This window comes from Sphingomonas lycopersici (assembly GCF_026130605.1).
GTDB lineage: Bacteria > Pseudomonadota > Alphaproteobacteria > Sphingomonadales > Sphingomonadaceae > Sphingomonas > Sphingomonas lycopersici.
This window is the reverse complement of sequence record NZ_JANFAU010000001.1, coordinates 573824-599907: the sequence shown is the minus strand read 5'-3', so window position 1 is coordinate 599907 and position 26084 is coordinate 573824. Positions and strand designations below refer to the sequence as shown.

21 protein-coding genes are annotated in these 26084 nt (G+C 65.9%); 10 read left to right on the top strand and 11 right to left on the bottom strand.

The features are described from left to right. Window positions 1-19: 19 nt before the first annotated feature. Both NED98_RS02415 and NED98_RS02410 read right to left on the bottom strand, forming a co-directional pair. Complete coding sequence (locus tag NED98_RS02415; protein ID WP_265311782.1) at window positions 20-2962, bottom strand: TonB-dependent receptor domain-containing protein; 2943 nt, start codon at window positions 2960-2962, stop codon at window positions 20-22. A 606-nt stretch (window positions 2963-3568) separates the two neighbouring features. Then, window positions 3569-4066 carry a MarR family winged helix-turn-helix transcriptional regulator gene (locus NED98_RS02410; protein WP_179514346.1) on the bottom strand — a complete coding sequence of 166 codons (498 nt, stop codon included), beginning with the start codon at window positions 4064-4066 and terminating at the stop codon, window positions 3569-3571. A 116-nt stretch (window positions 4067-4182) separates the two neighbouring features. On the opposite strand from NED98_RS02410, the gene NED98_RS02405 reads away from it, so the two are divergent. From NED98_RS02405 to NED98_RS02380, 6 genes are all read left to right on the top strand, one after another. Then, entirely contained in the window at window positions 4183-4665 is a 483-nt protein-coding gene (locus NED98_RS02405; RefSeq protein ID WP_179514347.1) for a DUF3237 family protein, read from the top strand. Window positions 4666-4693: 28 nt separating this feature from the next. After that, complete coding sequence (locus NED98_RS02400) at window positions 4694-6340, top strand: CocE/NonD family hydrolase (RefSeq protein WP_265311781.1); 1647 nt, start codon at window positions 4694-4696, stop codon at window positions 6338-6340. Between the two features lie 3 nt (window positions 6341-6343). Further along, the gene (locus tag NED98_RS02395) at window positions 6344-6853 is read left to right on the top strand and encodes a DUF3237 domain-containing protein (protein ID WP_265311780.1); all 510 of its coding nucleotides are present in this window, start codon (window positions 6344-6346) and stop codon (window positions 6851-6853) included. Window positions 6854-6965: 112 nt separating this feature from the next. Beyond that, entirely contained in the window at window positions 6966-9923 is a 2958-nt protein-coding gene (locus NED98_RS02390; RefSeq protein ID WP_265311779.1) for a TonB-dependent receptor domain-containing protein, read from the top strand. Window positions 9924-9998: 75 nt separating this feature from the next. Next, complete coding sequence (locus NED98_RS02385; RefSeq protein ID WP_265311778.1) at window positions 9999-11567, top strand: carboxylesterase/lipase family protein; 1569 nt, start codon at window positions 9999-10001, stop codon at window positions 11565-11567. A 59-nt stretch (window positions 11568-11626) separates the two neighbouring features. Continuing rightward, complete coding sequence (locus NED98_RS02380) at window positions 11627-13222, top strand: tannase/feruloyl esterase family alpha/beta hydrolase (protein ID WP_265311777.1); 1596 nt, start codon at window positions 11627-11629, stop codon at window positions 13220-13222. Here the strand turns inward: NED98_RS02380 and NED98_RS02375 are convergent, their stop codons facing one another. The 5 genes from NED98_RS02375 to NED98_RS02355 form a co-directional block, all read right to left on the bottom strand. Beyond that, window positions 13223-13627 carry a nuclear transport factor 2 family protein gene (locus NED98_RS02375; protein WP_265311776.1) on the bottom strand — a complete coding sequence of 135 codons (405 nt, stop codon included), beginning with the start codon at window positions 13625-13627 and terminating at the stop codon, window positions 13223-13225. It lies immediately after the preceding gene. Beyond that, window positions 13624-14031: a nuclear transport factor 2 family protein gene (locus NED98_RS02370; protein ID WP_265311775.1), complete on the bottom strand. Its 408-nt coding sequence runs from the start codon at window positions 14029-14031 to the stop codon at window positions 13624-13626. The genes NED98_RS02375 and NED98_RS02370 overlap by 4 nt, the downstream gene beginning before the upstream one ends. Then, window positions 14028-15413: a spinster family MFS transporter gene (locus NED98_RS02365; RefSeq protein ID WP_265311774.1), complete on the bottom strand. Its 1386-nt coding sequence runs from the start codon at window positions 15411-15413 to the stop codon at window positions 14028-14030. The genes NED98_RS02370 and NED98_RS02365 overlap by 4 nt, the downstream gene beginning before the upstream one ends. A gap of 118 nt (window positions 15414-15531) precedes the next feature. After that, the gene (locus NED98_RS02360; RefSeq protein ID WP_265311773.1) at window positions 15532-16443 is read right to left on the bottom strand and encodes a ketopantoate reductase family protein; all 912 of its coding nucleotides are present in this window, start codon (window positions 16441-16443) and stop codon (window positions 15532-15534) included. 49 nt (window positions 16444-16492) lie between these two features. Beyond that, on the bottom strand, window positions 16493-17422 hold the full coding sequence (locus NED98_RS02355) for a LysR family transcriptional regulator (protein WP_265311772.1): 930 nt from the start codon (window positions 17420-17422) through the stop codon (window positions 16493-16495). A gap of 94 nt (window positions 17423-17516) precedes the next feature. On the opposite strand from NED98_RS02355, the gene mdlC reads away from it, so the two are divergent. Genes mdlC through NED98_RS02340 form a run of 3 tightly spaced genes read left to right on the top strand, consistent with a single transcriptional unit; the run spans window position 17517 to window position 20939 of the window. Next, complete coding sequence (mdlC, locus tag NED98_RS02350) at window positions 17517-19073, top strand: benzoylformate decarboxylase (RefSeq protein ID WP_265311935.1); 1557 nt, start codon at window positions 17517-17519, stop codon at window positions 19071-19073. A 28-nt stretch (window positions 19074-19101) separates the two neighbouring features. Further along, the gene (locus NED98_RS02345) at window positions 19102-20448 is read left to right on the top strand and encodes an aromatic ring-hydroxylating oxygenase subunit alpha (protein ID WP_265311771.1); all 1347 of its coding nucleotides are present in this window, start codon (window positions 19102-19104) and stop codon (window positions 20446-20448) included. Continuing rightward, the gene (locus tag NED98_RS02340) at window positions 20445-20939 is read left to right on the top strand and encodes an aromatic-ring-hydroxylating dioxygenase subunit beta (RefSeq protein ID WP_265311770.1); all 495 of its coding nucleotides are present in this window, start codon (window positions 20445-20447) and stop codon (window positions 20937-20939) included. The genes NED98_RS02345 and NED98_RS02340 overlap by 4 nt, the downstream gene beginning before the upstream one ends. 37 nt (window positions 20940-20976) lie before the next feature. Here NED98_RS02340 and NED98_RS02335 read toward each other — a convergent pair whose 3' ends face one another. The 4 genes from NED98_RS02335 to NED98_RS02320 are packed head-to-tail and all read right to left on the bottom strand — an operon-like array spanning window position 20977 to window position 24930. Then, window positions 20977-21720 (bottom strand): proteasome-type protease, encoded by a 744-nt coding sequence (locus NED98_RS02335; protein WP_265311769.1) that lies wholly within the window; start codon window positions 21718-21720, stop codon window positions 20977-20979. Window positions 21721-21738: 18 nt separating this feature from the next. Next, the gene (locus NED98_RS02330) at window positions 21739-22584 is read right to left on the bottom strand and encodes a transglutaminase family protein (protein ID WP_265311768.1); all 846 of its coding nucleotides are present in this window, start codon (window positions 22582-22584) and stop codon (window positions 21739-21741) included. Continuing rightward, the gene (locus NED98_RS02325) at window positions 22584-23519 is read right to left on the bottom strand and encodes an alpha-E domain-containing protein (RefSeq protein ID WP_265311767.1); all 936 of its coding nucleotides are present in this window, start codon (window positions 23517-23519) and stop codon (window positions 22584-22586) included. Before NED98_RS02325 ends, NED98_RS02330 begins: the two co-directional genes overlap by 1 nt. 1 nt (window position 23520) lies before the next feature. Next, complete coding sequence (locus NED98_RS02320; protein ID WP_265311766.1) at window positions 23521-24930, bottom strand: circularly permuted type 2 ATP-grasp protein; 1410 nt, start codon at window positions 24928-24930, stop codon at window positions 23521-23523. A 200-nt stretch (window positions 24931-25130) separates the two neighbouring features. Here NED98_RS02320 and NED98_RS02315 point away from each other — a divergent pair, with 200 nt between their 5' ends. Then, window positions 25131-26048 carry a diacylglycerol/lipid kinase family protein gene (locus NED98_RS02315; protein ID WP_265311765.1) on the top strand — a complete coding sequence of 306 codons (918 nt, stop codon included), beginning with the start codon at window positions 25131-25133 and terminating at the stop codon, window positions 26046-26048. The last annotated feature ends 36 nt before the right edge of the window (window positions 26049-26084 follow it).

The window sequence follows — 26084 nt, the reverse complement described above, 5'->3', positions numbered from 1 at the left end:
GAAAGCGGCGTTGCGAAGGTCAGAACTTTATGCGCGCGCCGATCGAGACGAGCCGGCCCAGCGGATTGGAGACGAACCCGTTATACCCCCATGCGCCGCCGAGAATGCCGTTGGTGTTACCATTATAGAAGGGCGGATCGGCGTCCAACAGATTCTGGATGTCGACGAACAATTGCCAGCCACGCGTGAAGTTTTCGCCGCCGAATTCATATTGGGCATGCAGATCGAAGGTATTCCCGGCGGCGACCCGATCCCCGCCGCCGGTGGGGTTGCCGGCGCTGTCGACCGTGATCGGCGCGACCGACGTCGAGATCCAGTTGCGATAGGGGCCGACGTGATTCCAGAAGAGATCGAGCGAGATCCCGTCGAGCGCCCATCCGAGTTGGGCGCGGTTCTTGAACTGGACCGACGGGAAGGTGGTGTTATAGCCCGAGGTGTTCAAAATACTGAAGTCGGTTCCGCCGCCGAAATTCTGCCGGAACTTCGTGAAATAGGTGAATGCGGTGCCGATCGTCACGCGCCCGATATTGCCGAGGTCGCTCGAATAGGTGAATTGCCCGTCGACCCCCTCCACAACGAGATTGAGCGCGTTCCGCGAACTCTGGTCGATCAGATAATAGACATTCGGCGGCACCGAACCCGAAATGGTCGCGCCATTGGCGATATTGGCGAAGCTGTCGATCTGCGCCTGGGTGCAGCTCGACGGGCACAATGTGAGCAGGTTGCGCAACCCGGCCGAATTGACGATCGCGCTCGGGCTCGGCGAGGAGACGCCGCCGATGAAAGTATTGTGGAAGAAGGTCCCCGCGACGACCAGCCCCGGCAGAAACTGCGGGGTGAAATCCACGCCGATCGACCAGCTCCGCCCTTTCTGCGGCACTTCGTTGGTGAAGCCACCGCCGAGCTGGCGGCGCAGGCCCGTATTGCCCTGCCCGATCTGGCAGACCGCGACCGACATCGTGCAGGGATTGTTGGTATTGGCGGCAACCGCGCCGGGGATGTTGACCACCGACGGATAATTGGCGGTCGGCACGCTGATGACGCCGTTGGTGCCGATACTGCCCGAGGCATAGAGATAACCCTGGGTCGGATCGCCGATCACCCCGATCGGCGGCGCGACGAAAGACTTGGACCAATTGCCGCGGACCTTGAGGCCGCGGATGATTTCCCATGTCGCGGCGAATTTCGGGTTGGTCGTATCGCCCACGTCGCTGAAACTGTCATAGCGCACCGCCGCACTGAGATCGACGCGATAGGCCAGCGGCACGTCCATCTCCGGGGAGATTACCGGGATATAGGCTTCGGCATAGACGGACTTGATCTTGCGGCTGTAATTATAGACCCGGAAATTCGATCCGGTGGTCGTCGGGCCGGTATTGTTCGATCCGGTGATCTTCTGCGTCTGGCTTTGCCAATAATATTCGCCGCCCATCGCGACCTTCAGCGGCCCGGCGGGGAGGTCGAAGAGCGATCCCTGGACGTTGAGGCGGATCTGGTTGAAGGTATTGTAGTTCGTATTCTCGCTGTTCGCGCGGTAAAGACTGCGCAGCACCGCCGGTGAGGTGCGGTTGCTGCCGACCGGATTCCATACGTCGAGCGCATTGGCGGTCGTCAGCGGCAGATTGAGCGCGATGACATTCTGGCCCGCAATATCGGACGCGGTCGTACTGCCGCTCGATTGCGCGGTCCCGTTGAGCGCCAGCATCGCGCAGGCGGTGCAAAAGCCGTTGATCGTATTGAGCGCCGACCGGTTCCAGCCGAAGGCGTCGCTGAGCGTGACCGTCCAGTTGCTGTTGATCTTATAGTCGGCAACGGCGGTCGTGTAGATCACGTCCGACTGCGATTCGACTTCGCCATAATTGCCGTCCGGCGTGGTCGCGAGCCAGGTGATGCTCTGTTGCGTCGCGTTGGGGGCGCCCGCGGGCGCGATGAAGAAGGGATTGATCTGCCCGCCCTTACCCGAATTGGGGCCGAACGCCGCCGCGTTGGTCAGATTGCCGGGGCCGTTGGGAGAATGGGTCTTCTGGCGATTATAGTTCAGCATATAGGTGACGGTGAGCTTGTCGGAAAAATCGTTCACCACCTTCATCATGACGTTGCCGCGCCCCTGGCCGGGCACCAAGGTATTATAGATCGAGGTATTGCATGGGGCATTGGCCTGGGTGTTGGCGACCGTGCCGGTCGCGCCGGGCGAAAGGAACACCCCGGATGGAACGGTGCCCGATGAAACCCCCGTCACCTGGATCGTCGCCGGGCTGCACTGGAAACTATTGTTGTTCGATCCGCCGACCCCGCGATAATCGCCGAGGCTCGAAAAGCTGCGATAGCGGTTAAGCAGCGTCGATTGTTCGGTCCAGGCGCCGGCGACATAGACCCCGCCGGTGCCCCAGGTCTTGCCCCAGATGAGGTTGCCGCTCTTGCTTCGGTAATGGTCGGCCCAGCCATATTGGAAATTCGCGTCGAGGCCGTCGAAGGTGCGGCGGGTAATGAAGTTCACGACGCCGGCCACCGCATCCGATCCGTAGACCGACGAGGCGCCGTCGGCGAGCACCTCGACCCGCTGGATCGCGCTCACCGGAATGATGTTCGGATCGGTCTGGCTGAACTGCGTGCCGCCGCCGGGCAGGCGCAATCCGTCGACGATGACGAGCGTGGTGTTCGACGACGACCCCGCAAGGCTGTGGATCTGCGGAGAATAGTAGGAGTAAGCATTCTCGCCCTGCGCGAGCGATCCGGCGGTCGAGAGCGCCGGAACGGTGTTGACCAGCTGCGACAGATTGACCGGCGCGGTCTTTTCGATCGCCTCAAGGCCCACCGAAACGAGGTTGGAGCCGATCGGGGCGACGCCGCGGATCGCGGTCCCCGTGACGACGATGTCCTGCGCGCCCGGCGCGTCATTGGAGACGACGGGCGCGGGGTTGGCGGGGCGATCGGCCTCCGCCTCGGGCGCGGTTTGCGCCACGGCAGGAGGCGCGGAACCCGCCTGCGACGTCTGGGCTTGAGCATTCGCTGCCGACATCAGCGCAGCCGCCAGCGCGGCCGCGGACACACCACGGCCTACCGATTTCGCCTCTCGCATCCTACTCCCCTCAGATTATGATTAGATCATATCGTATATGATTCGCTTTCTTATGGCGTTGTTCCCGACGGGTCAATATTTGTCGGAGAATTGGCGAATGGGGCGGGGAGCGCCGGGCGGGAAGAGCGCTGGGGAACCCGGAATCGGACTTCGCTCGCAGACGAAGCCAAATCTTTGCGATCATCCAGTCTGCGCGGGGAAAACGCGCTAGAACGGCGCGCGTTTGATCGGGATCACGGCAAAGCGTCCCCTGTGTCCCCGCGAAGGCGGCAGCCCAGTCTGGGTCCCCGCCTTCGCGGGGACACATGGAAGAGCGTACCACCCCGGCGAAGGGGCACCCCGCAAAGTATTACTTTGCGGGGACCCCGAAGGCCGGGGTCCAGCATCGGGCCGGTCGTAACTGGACCCCGGCCTGCGCCGGGGTGGAATCATACGTTACGCTCGACGCTCCAAATCCGCTGGTCCACGGGAAAATGCCCCCCCCGCGGCTCACCCCACAGGATCGGTCAGAACAACCCGCCGCATGATCCTGCGAAGTTCGCTATCCAGCTGCCCGCGCTCTTCCTCGGAAAGATCGCTCAGCCAGTCCTCGTACATTCTGCCGCGTTCTTCGCGAACCGCCGCGTAGATTCGTTTCCCCTCATCGGTCAGCGAGATGAGGCTGCTCTTGCGATTGCGCGGATTGGGTTCGCGCTGGACGAGGTGACGCCGCTCCAACACGCCGACCGCGCGGCTGACCTCGGCGCGATCGACGAAGGCGGCCTCGGCGATCTCGCTCGCGCTGCATCGCCCCATCAGCTCGACATGCGAGATCACGCGCCATTCGGCGAGCGTCATCGACGCCTTTTCGCGGACATGCTGCGAGGTCGCGCGGTCGATCATCTTGGCGAGCAGCAGGATGCGATAGGGAAGATGGCTTCGCCCGAACAGCCGCCACCGCCGCTCGGAGGCATGAAGTATCGGATCGTCGCCCGACGGGGAACCCATATCCATTCCTCGCAAATAACCGATGCGAATCCTCTTGTCATGCTCAGGTTGTAGATATATCAACAACTCAAGATGGTGATTAATCAATAACTCACCGAACCGAGGAGAGGATCGCGTTGGCCGCCCCCCATCCCTTTGCGCCACGTTGCGAATTTGCGTTCACCATTTCCATCGAGCTGGTGGGGCTGCGCTGGGTGGAGCCCTCCGTTCTCGGCAACACCCGTGCGGCGATCTACGCCGCCAGCGGCACCGTCGCGGGACCGCGACTCAACGGCAAGGTCATCCCGATGTCCGGCGGCGACTTTCCGCTGCAGCGCCCGAACGGCGTCATCGATTTCGACGCGCGCTACATGCTGGAGGCCGATGACGGCGCGGTGATCTATATGCAGAATCGCGGCTATCGCTGGGCGCGGAGCCCGGAAATCGCCGAGCGCATGGCCGCCAACGAGGATGTCGCCTTCGACGATTATTATATGCGCGTCTCGCCGCGCTTCGAGGCGCCGGCCGGTCCGCACGAGTGGATGAGCCAGCATCTTTTCGTCGGCGTTGCGGAAAAAGTCCCCAATGCCAACCGCATCCATTATTTCGTGGTGCTGTGAGATGCCCGCGGCATCAGCGGCACCCGTCATGCGCGCTGGCGTCGATCCTCATGCCGCGCCCAACAAGCCGCCCTTGCCGCCGGCCGATTATGCGGTGCGCCGCGAAGCGGGGCTGGTGATCGAGCGCAACGTCGCCATTCCGTTGCGCGACGGGGTTCGTATCCTTGCCGACATCTACCGCCCGGACGGCGCACGCGGCGCGGCCGATCTGCCGGTGCTGCTGTCGTGGAGCCCCTATGGCAAGCACGCGCAGTCGAACCGGGTTTTCTGGCCGCATTCCGGCGTCGATCCCGATTGGCTCTCGCCGCTGACCCCGTTCGAAGGCGCCGATCCGGTGAGATGGGGAGCGCTCGGTTACGCGCTCGCGGTCGTCGATCCGCGCGGCGCGTGGCTGTCCGAAGGCGACTTTCACCACAATGGCGCCGTCGAGGCACAGGATTGCGCCGATGTGATCGACTGGCTCGCCGACCAGCGCTGGTCGAACGGCAAGGTCGGGATGACCGGGGTTTCCTATCTCGCCGCGATCCAGTTCTGGGTCGCCGCGCTCAACCCGCCGGCGCTTGCCGCGATCAATCCGTGGGAAGGGTTCACCGACTGGTATCGCGAGTTCGCCTATCACGGCGGGATATTGGAAACCGGCTTCCTGCCGCGCGCATCCGACAATATCCGCTACTCGCTCAACCGCACCGAGGACACCTGGGCGAATGCGCAGGCGCATCCCCTGATCGACGCCTTCTGGCGCTCGAAGGAGATCGATCTTGCCGCGATCCGCACCCCGGCCTGGGTCGTGGCGAGCTGGTCCGATCAGGGGTTGCACACCCGCGGCACGCTCGAGGCGTTCAAGGCGATGTCGAGCCCGCGGAAGTGGCTCGACGTGCACGGCCAGAAGAAATGGGCGCATTATTACCGGCCCGAAAGCCAGGCGAAGCGCGAGGCGTACTTCGGTCACTTCCTCAAAGGCCGCCAGACGACCCTCGCCGCCTGGCCCGCGGTGCGGATCGAGGTGCGCGATCGACACGGGGAGGCCGAGCTTCGTGACGAGGAGGAATGGCCGATCGCGCGCACCGTCGCGACCCCGTTCTGGCTCGATACCGACGGCAAGCTCACCGCGCAGCGCCCCGCAACGGGGGCGAGCATCGCTTATGATGCGGCCGCGGGCGAGGCGAATTTCGACCATCGCTTCGAGCAGGACACCGAACTGACCGGCCACGCCAAGCTTCGCCTCTGGGTCGAGGCGGACGGCGCGGACGATATCGACCTGTTCGTCGCCCTCCGGAAACTCGACGCCGAAGGCCAGCCGGTCGGCCAGACCTTTTATGCCTTTTACGAGGACGGGCCGGTCGCGCTCGGCTGGCTGCGCGCGAGCCATCGCGCGATCGATCCGGACCGGAGCGACGCGCTCCAGCCGTTCCACACGCACGAGCGCGAGGAGATGCTGGCCCCCGGCGAGATCGTCCCGGTCGAGATCGAGCTCTGGCCCTCCTCCACCTCGTTCCGTGCGGGGGAGACGCTGCGCGTCACGATCATGGGCCGCGACATTTACGCCGAAGGCCTGCCGTTCCTGCCCTTCGCGCGCCACGAACGGACACGCAACGCCGGCCGCCACATCATCCATTTCGGCGGGGCGCATGACTCGCACCTGCTGGCGCCGGTGATCCCGGCACGAAAGGGTTGAGCGATGAATTCCCCCCTGCCCGATCCTTCGGCGGACCTCGCGCTCCATTACGAACATGCGTTCGACATCCGCATCAATTTCGACAAGCGCTGGGTGTGGCCCACCGCCGGCGGCGCATCGATCGGCTACACCTCGGTCGGCACCGGCTGCACCGTCTCCGGGCCGCGCCTCAACGGCAGGCTGGTCGATCATAGCGGCGCCGACTGGCCGATCGTCCGCGCCGACGGCGTCGTCGAGCTCAATGCCCATTATGTGATCGAGACCGATGACGGCGCGCATATCTATATCCGCAATCAGGGTTATGTGCATGGACCGTTGCGCGCGCCGACCGATCCCGAGGATGCGCCGTCGATCCCGCGCTATTTTCGCTGCACCCCCTATTTCCGCGCGCCGACCGGCAAATATGACTGGCTGAACCGCACGGTCATCATCGGCGTCGGCGCGCGCCGGCCGCAGCTCGCCCCCGGCGATCCGCCGGACCATTCGCTGTTCCGTTACTATGCGGTGCGCTGAAACCGCGCACCGCGCCGCACCTTGGCGCCGCGCCGCGGGCGAGACCCGCCGGCGCCCGCCGATCACAGACAAAAGCCTCACATCACAAGAGGCTGTTCAGGAGGAGGGATGCATGAAGGCCAGAGATTTTAGCGCGGCGCGCAGGGCGACGCGACGTTCGTTGATGGTGACCGCCGCGCTTCTGGGAAGCATCGCAGCGAGCACGCCCGCCTTCGCCGCGGACCAGACGACCGAACCGGGCGCCCCCGCGGCGCAGGACGTCGCCCCCGCCAGCCAGCCACCGGCCGATCAGTCCGCCGATCAGCCGCGCGACATCGTCGTCACGGGTTCGCGCCTGTCCGCCGCGGGGTTCAATACCCCCACCCCGGTCACCACGCTCGGCGCCGAGCGCCTGACCAAGATGGGAACGACCAACATCGGCGAAGCGCTCGCCACGCTTCCCTCGTTCCGCGCCTCGTCGTCGCCGTCCAATTCGGTGGTCGGCTCGAATATCAGCCCGGTCAACGCGGGCGCGCGCATCGCCGACCTGCGCGGTCTGGGGCAGGCACGGACGCTGGTTCTGGTCGACAGTCAGCGCTTCTCGCCCAGCACCTCGACCGGCACCGTCGATCTCAACCTCATCCCCACGCTGTTGATCGAGCGCGTCGACGTCGTCACCGGCGGCGCATCGGCCGCTTATGGCTCGGACGCGGTTTCCGGGGTGATCAACATCATCCTCAACAAGCGTTTCGAAGGGGTGAAGACCAACGCCGAATTCGGGATCAGCGATCGCGGGGACGGCAAGAATTATGTCGCGCAGATCGTCGCCGGCACCAGCTTCGCCGACGGGCGCGGCCATGTCGTGTTCGGCGGCGAATATGACAAGGATGAGGGCGTCGGCGGATGCTATACGCGCACGTTCTGCTCCAACGAGGTCGGCAATCTGACCCAGGCGGCGGGGCTCAACGGCCGCCCCGCCAACAATATCGCCTATAACGTCCACACCGCGACATTGACCCCCGGAGGGCTGATTACCGCCACCGTCAATGCCGCGGGCGTGCGCACCGCGGCGAAGGGCGGCGTGCTCGGCGGAATCCAGTTCGACGCCAGCGGCAACCCGACCAGCTTCACCTACGGCCAGAATGCCGGGGCATTGTTCATGGAAGGCGGCACCGGCCGCGGGCTCAACAGCTTCTTCGGCGATCCGGCACTGTCGATCCCGGTGACGCGGTACAATGGCTATGGCCATTTCGAATATGAGGCATCGGATGCGTTCACCGGCTTCGCCGATGTCAGCTACGGCCATGTCACCGGCTATACGAGCGGGCCGGAAGTCCGCGACGCCGGCTTTCCCGGCAACGGCAGCTTGATCAAGATCGACAATCCGTTCCTGCCCGCCGCGACCCGCGCGACGATGCAGGCGAACGGCATCACCGGACTGGTCATCGGCAAGCTCGGCACCGATTTCGGGCAGATCAACAGCGTGTCGACGCGCGACACCTATCGCATGGTCGCGGGCGCCAGCGGAAAGATCGACAGCAACTGGAAATGGGATGCCTATGCCCAATATGGCGTCACCGATTATCATCAGTCGACCGTCAATGATCGCATCACCGCGCGTTACGCCAATGCGATCGACGCGGTGACCGATCCCGCGACCGGCAAGCCGATCTGCCGGATCGCGCTGACCAATCCCGCCACCAATTGCGTGCCGCTCAACATCCTCGGCCAGGGGCAATTCTCCGCCGCGGCCAAGGCCTATGCCTTCGGCACCACCAAGCAGCGGACCGAATATACCCAGTTCGTTGCCGCCGGTAATCTCCACGGCACCCTGTTCGACACATGGGCAGGCCCCGCGACGATCGCGACGGGGATCGAGCGGCGGCACGAGACGCTGGCGATCTCGGTCGATCCGATCTCGGCCGCCAACGGCTTCTATGTCTACAATGCCACGCCCGCGAAGGGGAATGTCTCGATCACCGAAGGCTATCTCGAAGCCGGCGTGCCGCTGCTCAAGGATAGCGCGCTCGGCCGAAGCCTCGATCTCAACGGCGCGGTGCGTCGCACCCACTATAATATCGCCAGCCCGACGGTATCGAACAGCTTCGACGCGACGACGTGGAAGGTCGGCGCCACCTATAAGCCGATCGACGAGATCCTGCTTCGCGTTACCGAATCGCAGGACATCCGCGCGCCAAACGCCGCCGAATTGTTCACGACGCCCGTATCCGGGGTGGGTGCGATCGCCGATACCAAGACCGGCACCCAGGTGTTCGCCACCGTCTATACCGGGGGCAATATCAACCTGAAGCCCGAAACCGCCCGCACCTTTACCGCCGGCGTAACGCTGCAACCCAGGGGCGCGCTGAACGGCCTGCGCTTCTCCGTCGACTTCTACAAGATACGCATCCGCGACGCGATCGCGACGCTTGGCGCCCAGGTCATCGTCAACACCTGCAACACCAGCGGCGCGCCCAATATCTGCGGCCTCGTGACCCGCAACGCGAGCGGCATCCTGCAGACCGTCTCGGTGCTTTATCTCAACCTCAACCGGCAGGATCTGAAGGGCCTCGATATCGAGGGCAGCTACCATTTGCCGTTCGGCGGGAGCAATGCGCTCGATCTGCGCGCGCTCGCCACGCATACCTTCAAGCTGACCAACAGCGCGGTCGTTCTGCCCGGCACCACGACCCCGGTGAACCGCGCGGGGGACAATGGGCTGAACGGCATCCCCTCCTGGGTGGTGGACGGGTTCGCCTCGCTGACGCTCAACCGCCTGACCCTCAACCTGCAGGGCCATTTCATTTCGGCGGGCAAATATGACGCGTCCCTGGTCGGCCCCGAAGACCCCGGTTACAGCGTGACCGCGGTCAACAGCATCAACACCAACCGCGTCCCTTCGCGCTTCTACACCAATATCGGCGCGAGCTTCGATCTGATGAAGGCGGGCAATCGCAATCTGCAGATCTACGCCAATGTCACCAATCTGTTCGACGTGATGCCGCCGCCGCTTTGGAACGGCAACAACAATTCGGTCTATTACGACGTGATCGGCCGCCGTTACCGGATGGGCGTGCGATACGCTTTTTAACCTCCCCCCTCCCCGGCCCCGGCCATGCCGCCGGGGCCGGGATTTTTCGGCCTCGGCGACCCAGGGAGCGGCATGATGTCCGATCTTTCGACGCTTCATCCTTGCAGTCACGTCAACCGCCGGGACCTTCTGGCAGGGGGCGCGGCCGGGACGTTGCTGCTCCTGCCCTCCCCCGCGCGCGCCGCCCCGCCGACGGTCAGGATCCGGTCGGGCGTGGTGCGCGGCGCGATCGAGGACGGCGTCGCGGTGTTTCGCGGCCTCCCCTATGGCGCGCCGACCGGCGGTGCGCGCCGCTTCCTCCCGCCCGCGGCGCCCGCGCCGTGGTCGGGAATACGCGACGCGACCGCGTTCGGCGACCAATGCCCGCAGCTTGCGCCGCCCGGTGCGCGGCGCAGCGAGGATTGCCTGGTCCTCAACGTCTGGACGCCCGGCGCGGATCGCGATCGCAAGCGTCCGGTGATGATATGGGTCCACGGCGGCGGCTTCGCGGTGGGTGCGGGCGATTCCCCGGTCAATGACGGCGCCCGCCTGTCCAAACGCCGCGACGTCGTGCTGGTGACGATCAACCACCGCCTCAACGCCTTCGGCTACCTCTACTGCGAAGACTCCCGCCAGGCCGTCCCGAACGCCGGCCAGCTCGATATCGTCGCGGCGCTGCGCTGGGTGCGGGACAATATCGCCGCCTTCGGCGGCGATCCGGACAATGTGATGGTATTCGGTCAATCGGGCGGCGGATCGAAGGTGGCGGCGTTGCTCGCGATGCCGGCCGCACGGGGGCTGTTCCACCGCGCGGCGCTGCAGAGCGGGTTCGGCACCTATGCCATCGGGCGCGAGGGCGCGCTGCGCATCACGCGCGCGCTCTGTACCGAGCTCGGCGTCGCGCGCGGCGATATCGAGGCGCTGCGCACCGTGCCGACCGATCGGATGCTGGCGGCGCTTCAACGCGTGACCGGATCCGATCCGACCAAGGGACCCGGCATCGTCGCCGACGGGACGGTGGTGCCGCATATTCCCTTCGCCCCCGGCGCCCCGCCGATTTCGCCGGATATTCCCCTTATCATCGGCCACACCGCGACCGAGACGACGGTGCTGTTTCCGCCGCCCGAGGCATTCGCGCTCGACTGGCCCCAGCTCCCCGCCGCGCTCGCGCCGAAGGTCAATACGCCCGAAACGCTGATCGCCGGCTTCCGCGCATTGCGCCCGGACGCGAGCGCCAGCGATCTCTATTTCGCGATCACCACCGAACTCGGCATGGGCCGCAACGCCCGCATCGCCGCGGACAAACATGCCGGCCTCAACCGTGCGCCGGTGTTCGCCTATCTGCTCGACTGGCGCACGCCGGTGCAGGGCGGGAAGCTGCGCACGCCCCACGGGCTGGAGCTGCCGCTGGTATTCGACACCGTCGCCAACGCCGCGGAGACGATCGGCACCGGCGCGGCGCAGGCGCAGCAACTTGCCGAGGTGATGAGCGCGGCCTGGACCAATTTCGCGCGCAAGGGCGATCCGAATGGGCCCGGCGTCCCCCGCTGGCCGCGCTATACGCTGCCCCGACGAGAGACCATGATCGTCGATCTCCCGTGGCATGTGCGCGGCGATCCGCTGGGGGCCGAGCAGGCGTTGATCGAGGCGCATCTCAAGCCATGATCGCGATACGCTCCGCTCTCCGCCGCGCTGGCTTGCTCGGGCTGTTCGTGGCGCTCCTGATGCCGCCCACGACCGCCGCGGCGGCGCAGCCCGATCCGCTTGGGGTGGCGCTCCCCTTGCCCGAGCGACCCGCGATTCCGCCGGCAATGCCGTGCAAGGCGCTGGTGACATCCGCCACCGCCGACGCCGGCGGCACAGGCTATCGCATCATCGCCGCAACGGAAGAAACCGCCGGTGCCGGCGCGCCGACCGTTTGTGTCGTCAAAGGCTATGCCGCCCCTCAAACGCAATTCGAGCTGCGCCTGCCGATGACCACCTACGCCGGCCGCTTTCTGCAGGGCGGATGCGGCGGGATGTGCGGGGTGATCTCGGAGTCGATCACGCCGCTGTGCAGCAACGCGCATATCGCGGGCGGGACGTTCGCGGTCGCCTATAACAACGGCGGTCATTTCGCCGCCGGCATCGGCGATGGCACCTGGGCGACCGACCCGGAACTGCGGATGCAATTCGCCCATAAGGCAACCCATGCCACCGCGCTTGCCGCCAAGGCGATCATCGCGCGCTTCTATGCGCGGCCGCCCGAGCATAGCTATTTCGTCGGTTGCTCGGGCGGCGGCCGCGAAGCGCTGATGGAGGCGCAGCGTTATCCCACCGACTTCGACGGCGTGGTCGCGGGTTCTTCCGTATCGATGCCGGCGGCGATGCAGCTGTTCCTGTGGGAGGCGCAGAAAGGGCTCGACGCCGCCGGCAACGAGATCTTCACGCGCGACGCGGTCGCGGCCCTGCACCGCGCCGTTCTTGCCGCCTGCGATCGGCTCGACGGCACTCCCGACGGCCAGATCGACGATCCGCGCCGATGCCGCTACGATCCCGCTTTATTGCTCTGCCCCGGAGACGGCCAAGCAACTGCATCGTGCCTGACGCCGGCACAGGTGGACGCCGCACGCGCTTATTATCGCGGGCCGGTCGATGCCGACGGCACCGCGCTCTTTCCGGGCGGCGCGCCTTATGGCGCCGAACTCGGCTGGATCGGCCCCGGCGCCGCGACCCGGACCGGCAAATTCGCCGCCGAGGCCTTCATCAAGCAGGTGCTGCTGCCCGGCGAACTGCCGCAGGATTTCGGCTGGCGCGACTGGCGCTTTACCAAGGCCGGTCTCGATCGGCTGCTCCGCGCGGGCGCATCGTTCGACGCGACCGATCCCGATCTTTCGGCTTTCCGCGATCACGGCGGCAAGCTGCTCCTGTGGCAAGGCATGGCCGACAATGCCGCCGGCGCCTATGGCATGCTCAATTATTATCAGGCGGTCCGCGATCGGATGGGCGGGCTGGCGGCGACGCGGCGCTTCGCGCGCATGTTCGCGGTGCCGGGCGGCTATCATTGTCGCGGCGGCTATGTGCCTTACGACGAGGATTTCCTCGGCGCGGTCGTAAATTGGGTCGAGCGTGGCGCGGCGCCCGAACGCGTGATCGCCGCCGCACGGCTCGAAGACGGCGCTATCCGTCGCCGCCCGATCTACGCCTATCCCACGCGGACCCGCTACAAGGGCGGCGATGTGAACGATCCACGTTCCTTCGCCGCCGGGACGCTGCAGCACGAACCGGCGGACGGCTATGACTGGCCCGGCTCCCGCGCCAGGACCCGCGGCAAATTCTGATCACCCGCGCGGTGCCGGCCGATATTCGCGCTTCAGGGTGGCCGCCCGGATGCGGGTATAGTGCGGCCCGTCGAAGTCGTAGAGGACGAGGCTGTTGATATAGCGGCGATCGCCCTTGCGCATCGCGCCGGCAGTGAAGTCCGGAAGGTCCTCCAGCGCGAGAAACTCCGATTCCAGTTCGGCCGCTAGAACATTGCCGTCGTGAAAGCATTGCAGCACCGTGATCGTCCGATGCGTCGCCGCCTTGACGGGGCGATAGAAGTCGATGATCGCGCGGCGGCCGACCAATTCGGTGCCATTGCCGATGACCAGTCTGATCCCCGGCGCATAATAATTGCCCAGCGCGTCGAAGTCGCTGCGATTGAACGCGTCGATATATGCAAGGAAATGCGCCTCCGGCGTCATGCGGCACGCGCGCTTGCGAAGCGGGCCGAGCGGATACGCGCGAAGCGGCCGTCGACGATATCGTAGAGGATGAAATTGACGCTCTCGCGCACCTCGCCCTTGCGCATCGCGCCGGTCGGCATTTCGGGCCAATCCTGGCGCGCGACCAACCGGGTGCGCATCTCGACCGCGATCCGCCCCAAGTCGCGCGACCCGACGAAGGTCAGCAATTCGAGCGTTTCGTCGAGCTTCGCCTTCACGCCGCGATAGAAAGCGAGCACCGCCTCGCGGCCGATCAGCTGCGCCGCCTGCCCTTCGAAGATCACGTCGTCGGCATAATAAGCGCCGAAGGCGTCGAAATCGTCACGGTTGAACGCCGCGACATAGGCCTCGAACCAGCTGCGCAGCGGAGCCTCGTCGTTCATGCCGCCGGCGCCGCGACATAATAATCGCGGCGCAACGTGCGCGCGGCGAGGAGGAACATGATCCCCGCGACGAAGAATACGCACACCGCGGACATCAAGGCGGACCGGAGACCTTCCGCCGACGCGGTCGCACATGCCCGATGCAGTGCGTCGATCGCGTGCGCCTTCGCCGCGGTCGCGCGGCACAGCGCAAGATAATCGCCGCCGTGGAAACTGGAGGCCGCGAAGCGGTCGCTCATCCAGCCGACGAAGGTCGGGCCGCCGCCATAGCCCACCAGGGTATAGAACATCCCGAACACCGCGGCGCCGGTCGCGCGCATGCGCGGTTCGAGCAGATTCTGGATCATGCCGATCGTCGGGCCGTAATAGAGCAGCAGGAAGCAGCCCGAGATGATCAAGAGGACGGTGCCGAGAGCCGGCGTCGCCGCGTTGAACGCGATCCAGTAAGAGAAAGGCGCGATGAACAGCCCGATCGCCGCGCCCCACGCCGGCCAGCGCCCGTCGCCGCGCCGCGCCAGCCAGTCGGTCCCGAACGAGCCGATCAGCAGCCCGCTGCCCAGCGCGAGCGCCGAGATCGTACCGTAGAGCGCGCCCGCCGAGCGCACCGGCAAATCGTAGACGCGGGCGAGAAAGACCGCGAGGAATTGCGAGATCGAGCTCATGCCGAAACCGGCGAGCGCGCCGCCCGCGATCACGAACATCAGCGCGGGCTTGCGCCCGACGACCTTGAGGAACACGCCGAAATTGGGCGCCGGGGCCTGAACGGGCGGCAAATTGTCGGCCAGCCCGCGGCGAGGTTCGCGCAGCAGCAGGAGAACGAGCAGCCCCAGCACGACCCCCGGCAACCCCATCACGATGAACGCGGCGCGCCAGCCCCAGACGCCGCTGACCGCGCCACCCACCGACGCGCCGAGAAAGGTGCCGATCGGCGAGCCGAGCAGGATCAACCCCATGATCGAGGCGCGCCGCTCGCGCGGAAACAGGTCACCGACCAGCGACGACGTCGCCGGCTGCGACCCGGCTTCGCCCACGCCGACACCGATGCGGCACAGCATCAGCTGCGCGAAACTCCCGACCAGCGAGCAGGCCATCGTGATCATCGACCAGAAGACGATCGCGGCGGTGATGATCTTCACCCGCGACACGCGCTCCGCCAGCCGCCCGATCGGCACGCCAAGCAGGGCATAAAGCAACGCGAAGGCAACGCCCTGCAGGATCCCGAGCTGGAAATCGCTAAGGCTGAGATCGGCCTTGATCTGCTGCGCGGTGACCGCGAACACCGAGCGGTCGGCGAAATTGAAGGTCGCGACCAGAAAGCTCATCACGATGAAGGTCCGGCCGTAACCCGCCGATAACAGCCGCTCGTCATCGTCGCTTCGCATCGCCCTCTCCCGGCGGTGATCCTACCGCTCTCGTCGCGCCGCCCGCTTCGCATTGCGGCGTCGGCCATCACCGATCTCTGGACGATAGTTGATGATTAATCAATACATCGCGTGCGTATCAGGCGGGTTCGTTGAGGCGGACGAGATCGGCGAGCGTTGCCGTCACCGGTACGGCGACGCCGAGCGACTGGGCTTCGTGTGCGACCGCGCCGTTGATCGCCTCGATTTCGGTGCGGCGACCGGCCAGCCGGTCCTGCAGCATCGACGCCTTGTGCTGGCGATGATGCGTCAAGGCGAAGTCGATCTTGCCCTCGACGGAGGAGAGATCGAGCATCAGGCCCTTTGCCGCAGCGGTGGCCGCGACTTCGCGCGCGATCGCAAAGGCGATCCGCCGGCCGGCCGGCGTATCCATCCCGCCGACCGTCAGGCCGGTGACCGTCGCCATCGCGTTGAGCGCCGCGTTGAACGCGACCTTCTCCCACACTCCCACCTCGATCGCGCGATCATATTTGGCGTCGATCCCAGCGCGCCCGAGCAGCTCGACCGCCGCCAGCGCGCCGGCCTCGCCCTCGGGTCGATAGCTGCCCAGCCGTACCGTGCCATGACCATGCGACGAGACCCGCGTCGCCGTCTCGAGGTCGGCCGGCAGATCGGTGACCCCCAGCAATACCTGCCCGGCAGGAAATGTCTCCGCGATGATCTCGGCGTTGCCGAGTCCATTCTGGAGGGTCAGCGCATAAGTGCCGGGGCGGACCAGATGCGCGGCGGATGCGATCGCGGAACGGCTGTGCATCGCCTTGGTGAAGAGCAACACGAGATCGGCCGGCCCGTCCACGTCCGCGGCGAGCCTCGCGCGGATCGGGATGCGCCGCTCGCCCTTGTCGTCGACGAGCGTGATCCCATCGCGCGCGAGCGCCTCCAGCCGCGGCCGATCGAGGTCCACCAGCGTGACGGCTGCCCCGGCTTCGGCCAGCCTGCCCGCGAACAGGCAACCCATCGCGCCCGCCCCGATGATGACCACTTCGCGCATGGCTCTCTCCTGAAATGTCGTGGTGTCGGCGGCTAGCGAGCGAGCAAGGTCACGGCAAGCCGGATGACGGCGCGGCGACCGCCCGGCTGCTCAGCGGAAGCAGATCGAACAGGCGGTGGGCGGCGGCGATCAGGCTGCCCTTGCGGCGGGTATAGACGAAGAAGCGGCGCTCAACCTCGAGCGCGGGAATGCCGATCGCCGCGATCAGCCCCCGTTCCATCTCCGCACCGATCAAGGGTTTGGGCAGCCAGCCGAGCAATCGGCTGGAGGAAACGGTGGCGAGCATCACGCCGATTGAATTGGTTTCCACCGCGACATCCGGCAACGCCTCGCCCTGCGCGGTGACCAGATTGTGGAACAACATGCGCGGTGCGCTGCCGATCTCGGGCATCGCCCAGCGCTCGCCGAGCACGTCGTCCAGCCCGACATCGGCACGATGCGCGAGCGGGTGCGCGGCGGCGGCGAGCACGGTGTAACTGTCTTTATAATCGAGTTCGGCGATCGGCCGGATTTCGGAATGCGGCGCGATTGCCGGGGCGATCACCACGTCGATCTCACGCCCCGTCAGCGCCTGGACAAGCCGGTCCTCGGGCGCGTCGAGCACATCGACCTGCAATTTCGGCGCTGCATCCAGCAGGCGCGCGGCGATTGCGGGGAGGATCGTCCGCGCGATCGCCGCCACCGCGCCCACGCGCAACCGCCCTCGCCCGAGGCCGCGCAACGCATCCAGCGCCGAAGCCGCCTGCTCCATCTCGAACAATAGTAATCTGGCATGGGGGATCAGCGTTTCACCCGCCGCCGTGGGCACCATGCCCTTGCTGTGACGATCGAACAGTCGCTGGCCGAAGCGGCGCTCCATCTCGCCGATCAGCCGGCTGAGCGCGGGTTGCGTCATGCACGCGACATCGGCCGCGCGCCCCAGGCTGCCGCGGTCGACCACCGCGAGAAAGGCGCGCAACTGGCGTTGATCAAAAGTCATATCACGATGTTATGACTTTCGAGCAAATCGGCAATGGCGCAGCGTGGCCGCGGCACCGATAAGGAGAAAAACGCGAGGAGAGAGACGCTTGACCATGCAAACGGTCCGCGACGCGACGCTGTCGCTATTGCGTACATTGGGCATGACGACGGTCTTCGGCAATCCGGGGTCGACCGAACTGCCGATGTTCCGGGATTTCCCGGAGGATTTCCGGTACATCCTCGGGCTGCAGGAATCGATCGTGATGGGCATGGCCGACGGCTATGCGCAGGCGACCGGCAACGCCGCGCTGGTCAATCTTCACGCCGCGGCGGGCGTCGGCCATTCGCTCGGCAATCTGTTCACCGCCTTTAAGAACCAGACCCCGCTGGTGGTGACCGCGGGGCAGCAGGCGCGCGCGATCCTGCCGTTCGAACCCTTTCTGTTCGCCGACCGGGCCACCGAATTCCCGCGCCCTTATGTCAAATGGGCGGTGGAGCCGGCGCGCGCCGAGGATGTGCCGGCGGCGATCGCGCGCGCTTATTATGTCGCGATGGAGCCGCCGTGCGGCCCGACCTTCGTGTCGATCCCGGTCGACGATTGGGATCGACCCTGCGCACCGGTCGCCGCGCGGCGGATCATCGCGCGCAATCCCGGCGAGCCCGGCACGCTCGATGAGATCGCCGCGGCGCTGGCGCGCGCGAACCGGCCCGCGCTGGTGTTCGGCGCCGGCGTCGCGCGCGACGGCGCATGGCATGAGGCGATCGCGCTCGCGGAGCGCCACGCCGCCAGCGTCTGGGCCGCGCCCTTCGCCGCGCGCGAGGTGTTTCCGGAGGATCACGCGCTGTTCGCCGGTTTCCTGTCGCCAAGCCGCGAGGCGATCGTCCGCGATCTCGACGGCCATGATCTGATTCTGGTCGTCGGCGGACCCTTATCGCTATACCATACCGAAGCATCCGGCCCGCATCTGCCGGAGGGGGCGCGGCTTTATCATATCGTCGATTCGATCGCCCCGGCGAGCTGGGCGCCCGAAGGCACCGCGCTGGTCGCCGACGCAAGGTTCGCGCTCGCGCGTCTGCTCGATGGCCCCGCGCCGGTCGCGCGCGCGCTGCCACCGCGCCGGAAGGCGCCGCCCCCGCTCCCGCCCTCGGCGCTGACCGACGCTTACCTTCTCCAGCAGATCGCGCATCTGCGGCCGCGCGGGTCGGTGATCGTCGAGGAAGCGCCGTCGAGCCGCGGCGCGATGCACGATCGTCTGCCGATCGTCGACGCGGGCGGTTTCCATACTTGCGCGAGCGGCGGGCTCGGGCACGGTCTGCCCGCGGCGATCGGCGTCGCGCTCGGTCGTCCGGGCGACAAGATCATCGCGATCCTTGGCGATGGATCGAGCATGTACGCAATCCAGGGGCTGTGGTCCGCGGCACAGCTCGGGTTGCCGATCAGCTTCGTCATCGTCAACAACCGGCGGTATGAGGCGCTGGTCAATTTCGGCCGGCATTTCGGCCTGCAGAAGACCGAAGGCACGACGCTGAGCGGCATCGACTTCTGCGCACTGGCGCGCGGCCAGGGGCTGTCCGCCGAGCGGGTCGAGACAGCAGCAGCGCTCGACAAGGCGCTGCTCGCCTCCTTCTCCGCGCCGGGGCCGACGCTGGTGGACGTCATGGTAGATTGACCACGCATAGATGGACAGGACGAGGACAATGTTCAGCGCGCGCATTTCGGACCTGATCGATGATCGGCCGGACGACGGCATTTTCCGCGTCAGCCGCGCGATCTTCGACGAGCCCGACATTTTCAACCTCGAGATGCGTCATATTTTCGAGCGGGGATGGGTCTTTCTCGGCATCGCCGATCAGGCGCGCGACCCGCACGATTTCTTCACCACCGATATCGGCCGGGTGCCGGTACTGGTCAGCCGCGACGGCGCGGGAAAGCTCAACGCCTTCGTCAATTCCTGCCCCCACCGCGGCTCGCGCGTCGCGCAGACGCTATCGGGCAATGCGCGCCTCCACGTCTGCCCCTATCATAGCTGGACCTTCGACAGCGCGGGTCGCAACAAGAACGTGAAGCTCAAACGCGCCGGCTGCTATGCCGCGAGCTTCGACGCGCAAAACCATGACCTACCGGCGCTGCCGGCATTCGGCGACTATCGCGGCTTCCTGTTCGGCAGCCTCGATGCCGATGTACCGCCGCTGGAGACGCATCTCGGCGAAGCCGCGAAACTGCTCGATCTCGTCGCCGACCAGAGCGACGAAGGGATCGAACTGGTGCCCGGCGCGGTGACCTTCACCTTCCACGGCAATTGGAAACTCCAGCTCGAAAATTGTTCGGACGCCTATCACTTCACGTCCACCCACCCGTCCTACATCCGCATTCTCGAACAACGTCAGACGTCCAACACCAAGGCCGCCGTGAAATCGGTGTGGGAAAGCAGCGATTACTGGCGCGAAGATGCCAAGGGCGTTGCCGGGGGCAGCTTCAGTTTCCCTTATGGCCATGTTCTCAACTGGGGCATTTTCGGCGTCACCGAGGCGCTGCCGCTCTACGAGCGCGCCGAGACGCTGGCCGAACGGCACGGCGTGGCCAAGCGCGACTGGATGTTCAACATGCGCAATCTGTCGATCTTTCCCAACCTCCAGATTGCCGAAAATGCATCGAGCCAGCTCCGCGTGATCCAGCCGCTCGCACCCGACAAGACCGAGATGCGCACCTGGTGCATCGCGCCGAAAGGCGAAAGCCGGGAAGCGCGGCGGCAACGCATCCGTCAGTACGAGGATTTCTTCAATCCCAGCGGCATGGCAACGCCCGACGACACGGTGACCTATGAAAATTGCCAGCGCGGCTTCGCCAGCCGCGTCGATCCCTGGCTGCAGGGCTATGCGCGCGGCACCACGGCGGCCCGCGAAGGCGGCAACCGCTTCGGCGCGCTGATCGATCTCCACCCGGCGTTCAGCGTGCTCGCCGACGCCCAGCTTGGCGACGAAACGCTCTTCCGGAGCTATTATCGCGAATGGGCGCGGCGGATGGCGGGAGTATTGGCGCCATGATCCTGACGCCCGACGCCGCCGCGGCGATCCTGTATCGCGAGGCGGAATGCCTCGACGGATATGAGTGGGACGCGTGGCTGGACCTTTACGCCGAAGATGCGGTCTTCTGGCTTCCCGCGTGGAAGAATGAGACCGAGACGACCAGCGATCCGGAAAGCGAATTGTCGCTGATCTATTATCGCGGGCGCGGGAATCTGGCCGACCGGGTATGGCGCGCGCGCTCGGGCCAGTCGGTCGCTTCGGCGCCGCGCATGCGCACCGTCCATCTGATCACCAACGTCCGATTGGCAGAGGCGGATGCCGCAAGCGCGGTCGTCGCGTCGAACGTCGCCGTCCATCTGTTCGACAAGCGCGCCGGGCGATCGCACGCCTTTTTCGGCCGCTATCGGCATGAGCTGAGGTTCGACGGGCAAAACTGGCTGATCGCCGCCAAGACGATCGTGTTGCTCAACGACACGATCCCGACGGTGCTGGACTTCTATTGCATCTGATCGATCGCCCGGGTCGGGAAGGTTTTACCGGCGCGCTTCAACCGATCGAAACGAGGTCGGGCATCGCGAGAAACGCCTCCCTCAGCCTGCCGCCCCATTCGCGCGAGATATTCTGGAAGCGGGGGTCGTCGGCCTCGATCCGCTCGCGCACCTGAAAGGCGAAACGATCGCGTCGCAACACGGCAAGGTCGAGCGGCATGCCGACCGAAAGGTTCGAATGGAGCGTCGAATCCATCGACACGCACACCGCCTTCACCACCTGTTCGAGCGGCGTGTCGATCGTCACCACCCGATCGAGGATCGGCTTGCCGTATTTGTGCTCGCCGATCTGGAAATAGGGCGTGTCGCTGGTCGCCTCGACGAAATTGCCCGCCGCATAGACCATGAACAACCGGTGCCGCCCGCCTTTGCGCTGGCCGGCGACGAGGATCATCGCATCGGCGCCGACGCCGCCGGCCTGGATCGATTCGCGATAGCGATCCTGCTGCGCCTGCATCGCCTCACCCACCAGCTCGGCGATGCGAAAGATGCTGTCGGCATTGAGGATCGTCTCGATATCGGGATCGTCGGCCGATCGCTCGATCGCCTTGGCAAGCCGCGTCATCACCCCCTGGGTGATCGAAAGATTGCCCGAACACATCATCCCGATCGCGCGCTCGCCGGGGACTTCCCAGGTGAACATCTTGGTGAAGCGCGAGATATTATCGAGACCCGCGTTCGTCCGGGTATCGGATAACAGCACCAGCCCATCGGTCACGCGCACCGCGACGCAATAGGTCATATCAGATCTTGGCCCGGGTCATTGCTGCTGCTGTTGCTGCTGGATCGCCTCGATGTCGCCTTCGCCGCGGGCGATCCGCACATCGGCCGAGACGATCCCCGGCCCCCCGCCGGTTACCACCCCGCGTACCGGCGCCGCGTCATTGGCGTCAAGCCCGCTGCCCAGCCGCACATAATGATCGGTCGGGCACATGCCATTGGCGATATCGAACCCGACCCAGCCGAGACCGTCGATATATGCCTCCGCCCAGGCGTGCGATTCGAACTGCTGATCGGCTTCGTCGCCGGCGAGCAGATAACCCGCGACATACCGCGCGGGGACATTGCGCGCCCGCGCGGCGGCGATGAAGATATGCGCATGATCCTGACAGACGCCGCCCTCGCCGGCCAGCGCGGCCGCCGCCGCGGTGGCGCTGGTGGTGACGCCGCCGCGATAGGGCAAGGCGTCGCGCACCCGGGCGCTGAGCGCGTGCAGCCCGGCCAGCGCATTGTCGCCGGGCTCGAGCCCGTCGCCGAGCCCAAGGATCATCTCGTCCGCCTCGGTCAGCGGCGTTTCGCGCAGACAGACCGCCGGCGGACAGGCGCGGCGCATGCCCTTGACGACGCCCGCGCGATCCTCGGTTTCGACCCGGCCGCGCGCGACGATCTCCAGCTCATCGTGCCGGCCGCGGCTCAGCCATTGCGCGAAGCGCTCGCCATAACCGTCGACGGTGGTGCGCGTGATCTCCTCCCCCTCGACCTCGACATGCCAGTCGATCACCCGCTGCCCCTCGAAACTCTGCGGGAACAGCTTGAGGCGCAGCGCGACGCTCGCGGCGCCGGCCGGATAACGCATGTGCGTCAGATGACGGACGACGAGCAGCATCAGTTGAAATGATAGGTCTGCGCGATCTCTCGCGACAGGCGGTTGGTGACGACAAGCGCATTCTGCACGAATTCGTGGAGCCCCTCTTCGAAAATCTCCCCGCCCTCGCGGTCGCGCAGCTCGGCGAGCATCATCGACGCGGTGTCATGCGCGGCACCGCGCCGGCCATGCGCCTGCGCCAGCCGGTCGAGATGCCAGCCGATCTGCCCGAAGCAGAACGACAGGGAGCGCGGAAATTGCTGGTTGAGCACCAGAAGGTCGGCGATCCGCCACGGCGAATAATCGCCGCCGCCATAAACGTGATGATAAGCGCGCGCCGCCGCCAGCGCGTGGAGCACCGAAGTCCACTGATAATGATCGCGCCCGCCGCCGACCACCGCGGTCTCGGGCAGCAGCACATAATATTTAACGTCGAGCAGCCGGAGCGTCATCTCCGCGCGTTCGAGCGCGCCGCCGATGCGCAGGAAATCATGCCCCTCGTTGCGCAGCTGCCCGGTCTCGACCGCGCCGCGGAAGGTCGAGGCGCGCGTCTTCACCCAGTCGATCAGCTCGGCGAGGTTTCGCCGCGCGCTCGCGACATCATATTGTTCCAGCCGGCGCCAGTCGTCATTGAGCGCTTCCCACATATCCTGCGTCAGCGCGGTGCGCACCGCGCGGCCGTTGGCGCGGGCGCGCAGCATGCACGAGCGGATCGAGGAGGGATTCGTCTCGTCGAGCAGCAGCAGCTGGACGATATCGGCCTCGGCGACCGCGCGATCGCCGTCGATCAGCCCGTCGCAGCCGGTGACGCGCAGGACCGAGCGCCATTCCTCGCGATGAATCGGGCCGGGCAGGATCGTCATGCGCTGCCCCATCTGGATCAGCCGCGCGGTGCTTTCGGCGCGCTCGATGTAGCGGGCCATCCAGAAGATATTCTCGGCGGTGCGGCTCAGCATATCAATCGTCCAGCACCCAGGTGTCCTTGACGCCGCCGCCCTGCGAGGAATTCACCACCAGCGAGCCTTCGGTCAGCGCCACCCGCGTAAGGCCGCCGGGGACCAGCCGCATCCGCTTGCCGACAAGGCAATAGGGGCGGAAATCGACGTGGCGTCCGACGATCTCCTTCTGGCCCAGCACTGGCGCGGTGGAGAGATCGAGCGTCGGCTGCGCGATGAAGTCGGCCGGATCGGCGCGGATGCGATCGGCATAGGCCGCGACCTCGGCGCGCGTCGCCTTGGGGCCGATCAACATCCCGTAGCCGCCCGAGCCGTGCACCTCCTTCGCGACCAGCTGGTCGAGATTTTCCAGCACATGCGCGCATTCGTCGGGCAGCGCGCAGCGCCAGGTGGGGACATTTTCGAGGATCGGCGTTTCGGAGAGATAGAAACGGATCATCTCCGGCACGAAAAGATAGATCGCCTTGTCGTCGGCGATCCCCGCGCCGGGGGCCGAGCACAAGGTCACCCCGCCGGCGCGATAGGCGCCGAACAATCCCGGCACGCCGAGCATCGAATCCGGGCGGAAGGTCAAGGGATCGATGAAATCGTCGTCGATCCGGCGATAGATTACGTCGACGCGCTTGGGGCCGTGGGTGGTCTTCATCCACACCTTGTCCTCGTCGACATAGAGATCCATCGGCTCGACGAGTTCGACCCCCATCAGATCGGCGAGGAAGCTGTGCTCGTAATAGGCCGAGTTGAACGGGCCGGGGGTCAGCACCACCACGGTCGGGTCGCTTCGCGCGCCGGGCGGCGCCACCTCCTTCAGCGTCGCGAGCAGATCGTTGGGATAGGAATCGACCGGCGCGACGCGGGTCGATCCGAACAATTCGGGGAACATGCGCTGCATGATCTCCCGGTTCTCGAGCATATAGCTGACGCCCGAGGGGGTGCGGCAATTGTCCTCGAGCACCTGGAAGCCGCCCTCGCCGGTGCGGATGATGTCGATCCCGACGATATGGCTGTAAACCCCGCCCGGCGGATCGAAGCCGATCATTTCGGGAAGGAACGCGCGGTTGCGGTAGACCAGCTCCCCCGGCACGATCCCGGCGCGGATGATCTCGCCGCGGTGATAGACATCGTAGATGAAGGCGTTGAGCGCCTGCGCGCGCTGCCGGATGCCGCGATCGAGCGTGCGCCACTCCGCGCCCGAGAAAACCCGCGGCAGAAGATCGAACGGGATGAGCCTTTCCGGATCACCCCCCTCGCCATAGACGGCGAAGGTGATGCCGATCCGGCGGAAGATCGTTTCGGCTTCCTTGAGCCGCGCGTTGAGCCTTTCGATGCCGACTTCGTCGATCCAGCGCTGAACTTCGGCATAACAGGGCCGAACCACCGCAGACTGATCGGTCATCTCGAAAAAGGCCATCCGCTCTCCTTCGCTCGTCTCGCCATGATGCGTTGCACAAAATTATTTGCAAGCGCGAAATCCGCTCAGGAAATTTCCCGATCAACTTTATGAATTTAGTGATGTTTCGCCCAGGCGGGCGCGGGCGGCGCGCATGGATGACCCGCGCGACTCAGCGCGCGCGCCGCTGAACCATCGCGGGGCGGCTTCGTTACGCCGTCATGACGAACAGGCGCCTCCTCGTGCTGATCAACCGCGAAGGTGGCGCCGCCAGCGCCGCCGGCGACAAGCTGCCCGATCAGGTCGAGGCCGCCTTCGACAAGGCTGGCGGCAATGCCGATGTGCGGATGCTCAAGGCGGACGAGATGGACCGCGCGTTGCGAACCGCGGCCAAAGGCGAAACGCGGATCGTGGTCGCCGGGGGCGACGGCACCGTCGCGGCTGCCGCACAGGCGTTGGCAAAAGCCGAGACCGAAGTCGCCATCCTCCCGCTCGGCACGCTCAATCATTTCGCGAGGGATCTCGACATCCCGCTCCAGCTCGAAGCGGCGGCGGCGCTTGCGGTTCACGGCCGGTCGCAGGCGATCGATGTCGGGGAGGTCAACGATCGACGCTTCATCAACAATGTCTCGGTCGGGCTGTATCCGTTCATGGTGCGCGGCCGCGACGATATCCGCGAGCGGCGCGGCTGGCCGAAGTGGCTCGCGACGCTCCCCGCGAGCTGGGACGCATTGTCCCGGCTTCGCCATCATCGGCTTCACATCGAACTGGACCAGGGAAAACAGCCGGTGGTGACGCCGCTGCTCTTCGTGGGCAATAATCGCTACTCGCTGGACAGCGGATCGTTCGGCACCCGCGACTCGCTGACCGAGGGCAAGCTTGCCGTTTACGCCGTCAGCCGCTCGACACGCGCAGCGCTCTTATGGTTCGGCATCCGCGCGCTGCTCGGCCGGGCGGATCGCGAACGCGACTTTGCCGCGCTGGGCGACAGCGCTGGTTTTACCGTTCATTCCTCCGAACGTCGCATCGAAATAGCGCTGGACGGCGAAGTCACCCACCTGTCGCTTCCCCTTTCGTTCAGCATTTTGCCGGGGGCGCTTCGCGTCGTTGTGCCGCGGCATGACGGCGCACAGCCATGAGTACCCGACTTAGCCGCAACGATAATCGAAGCCCCG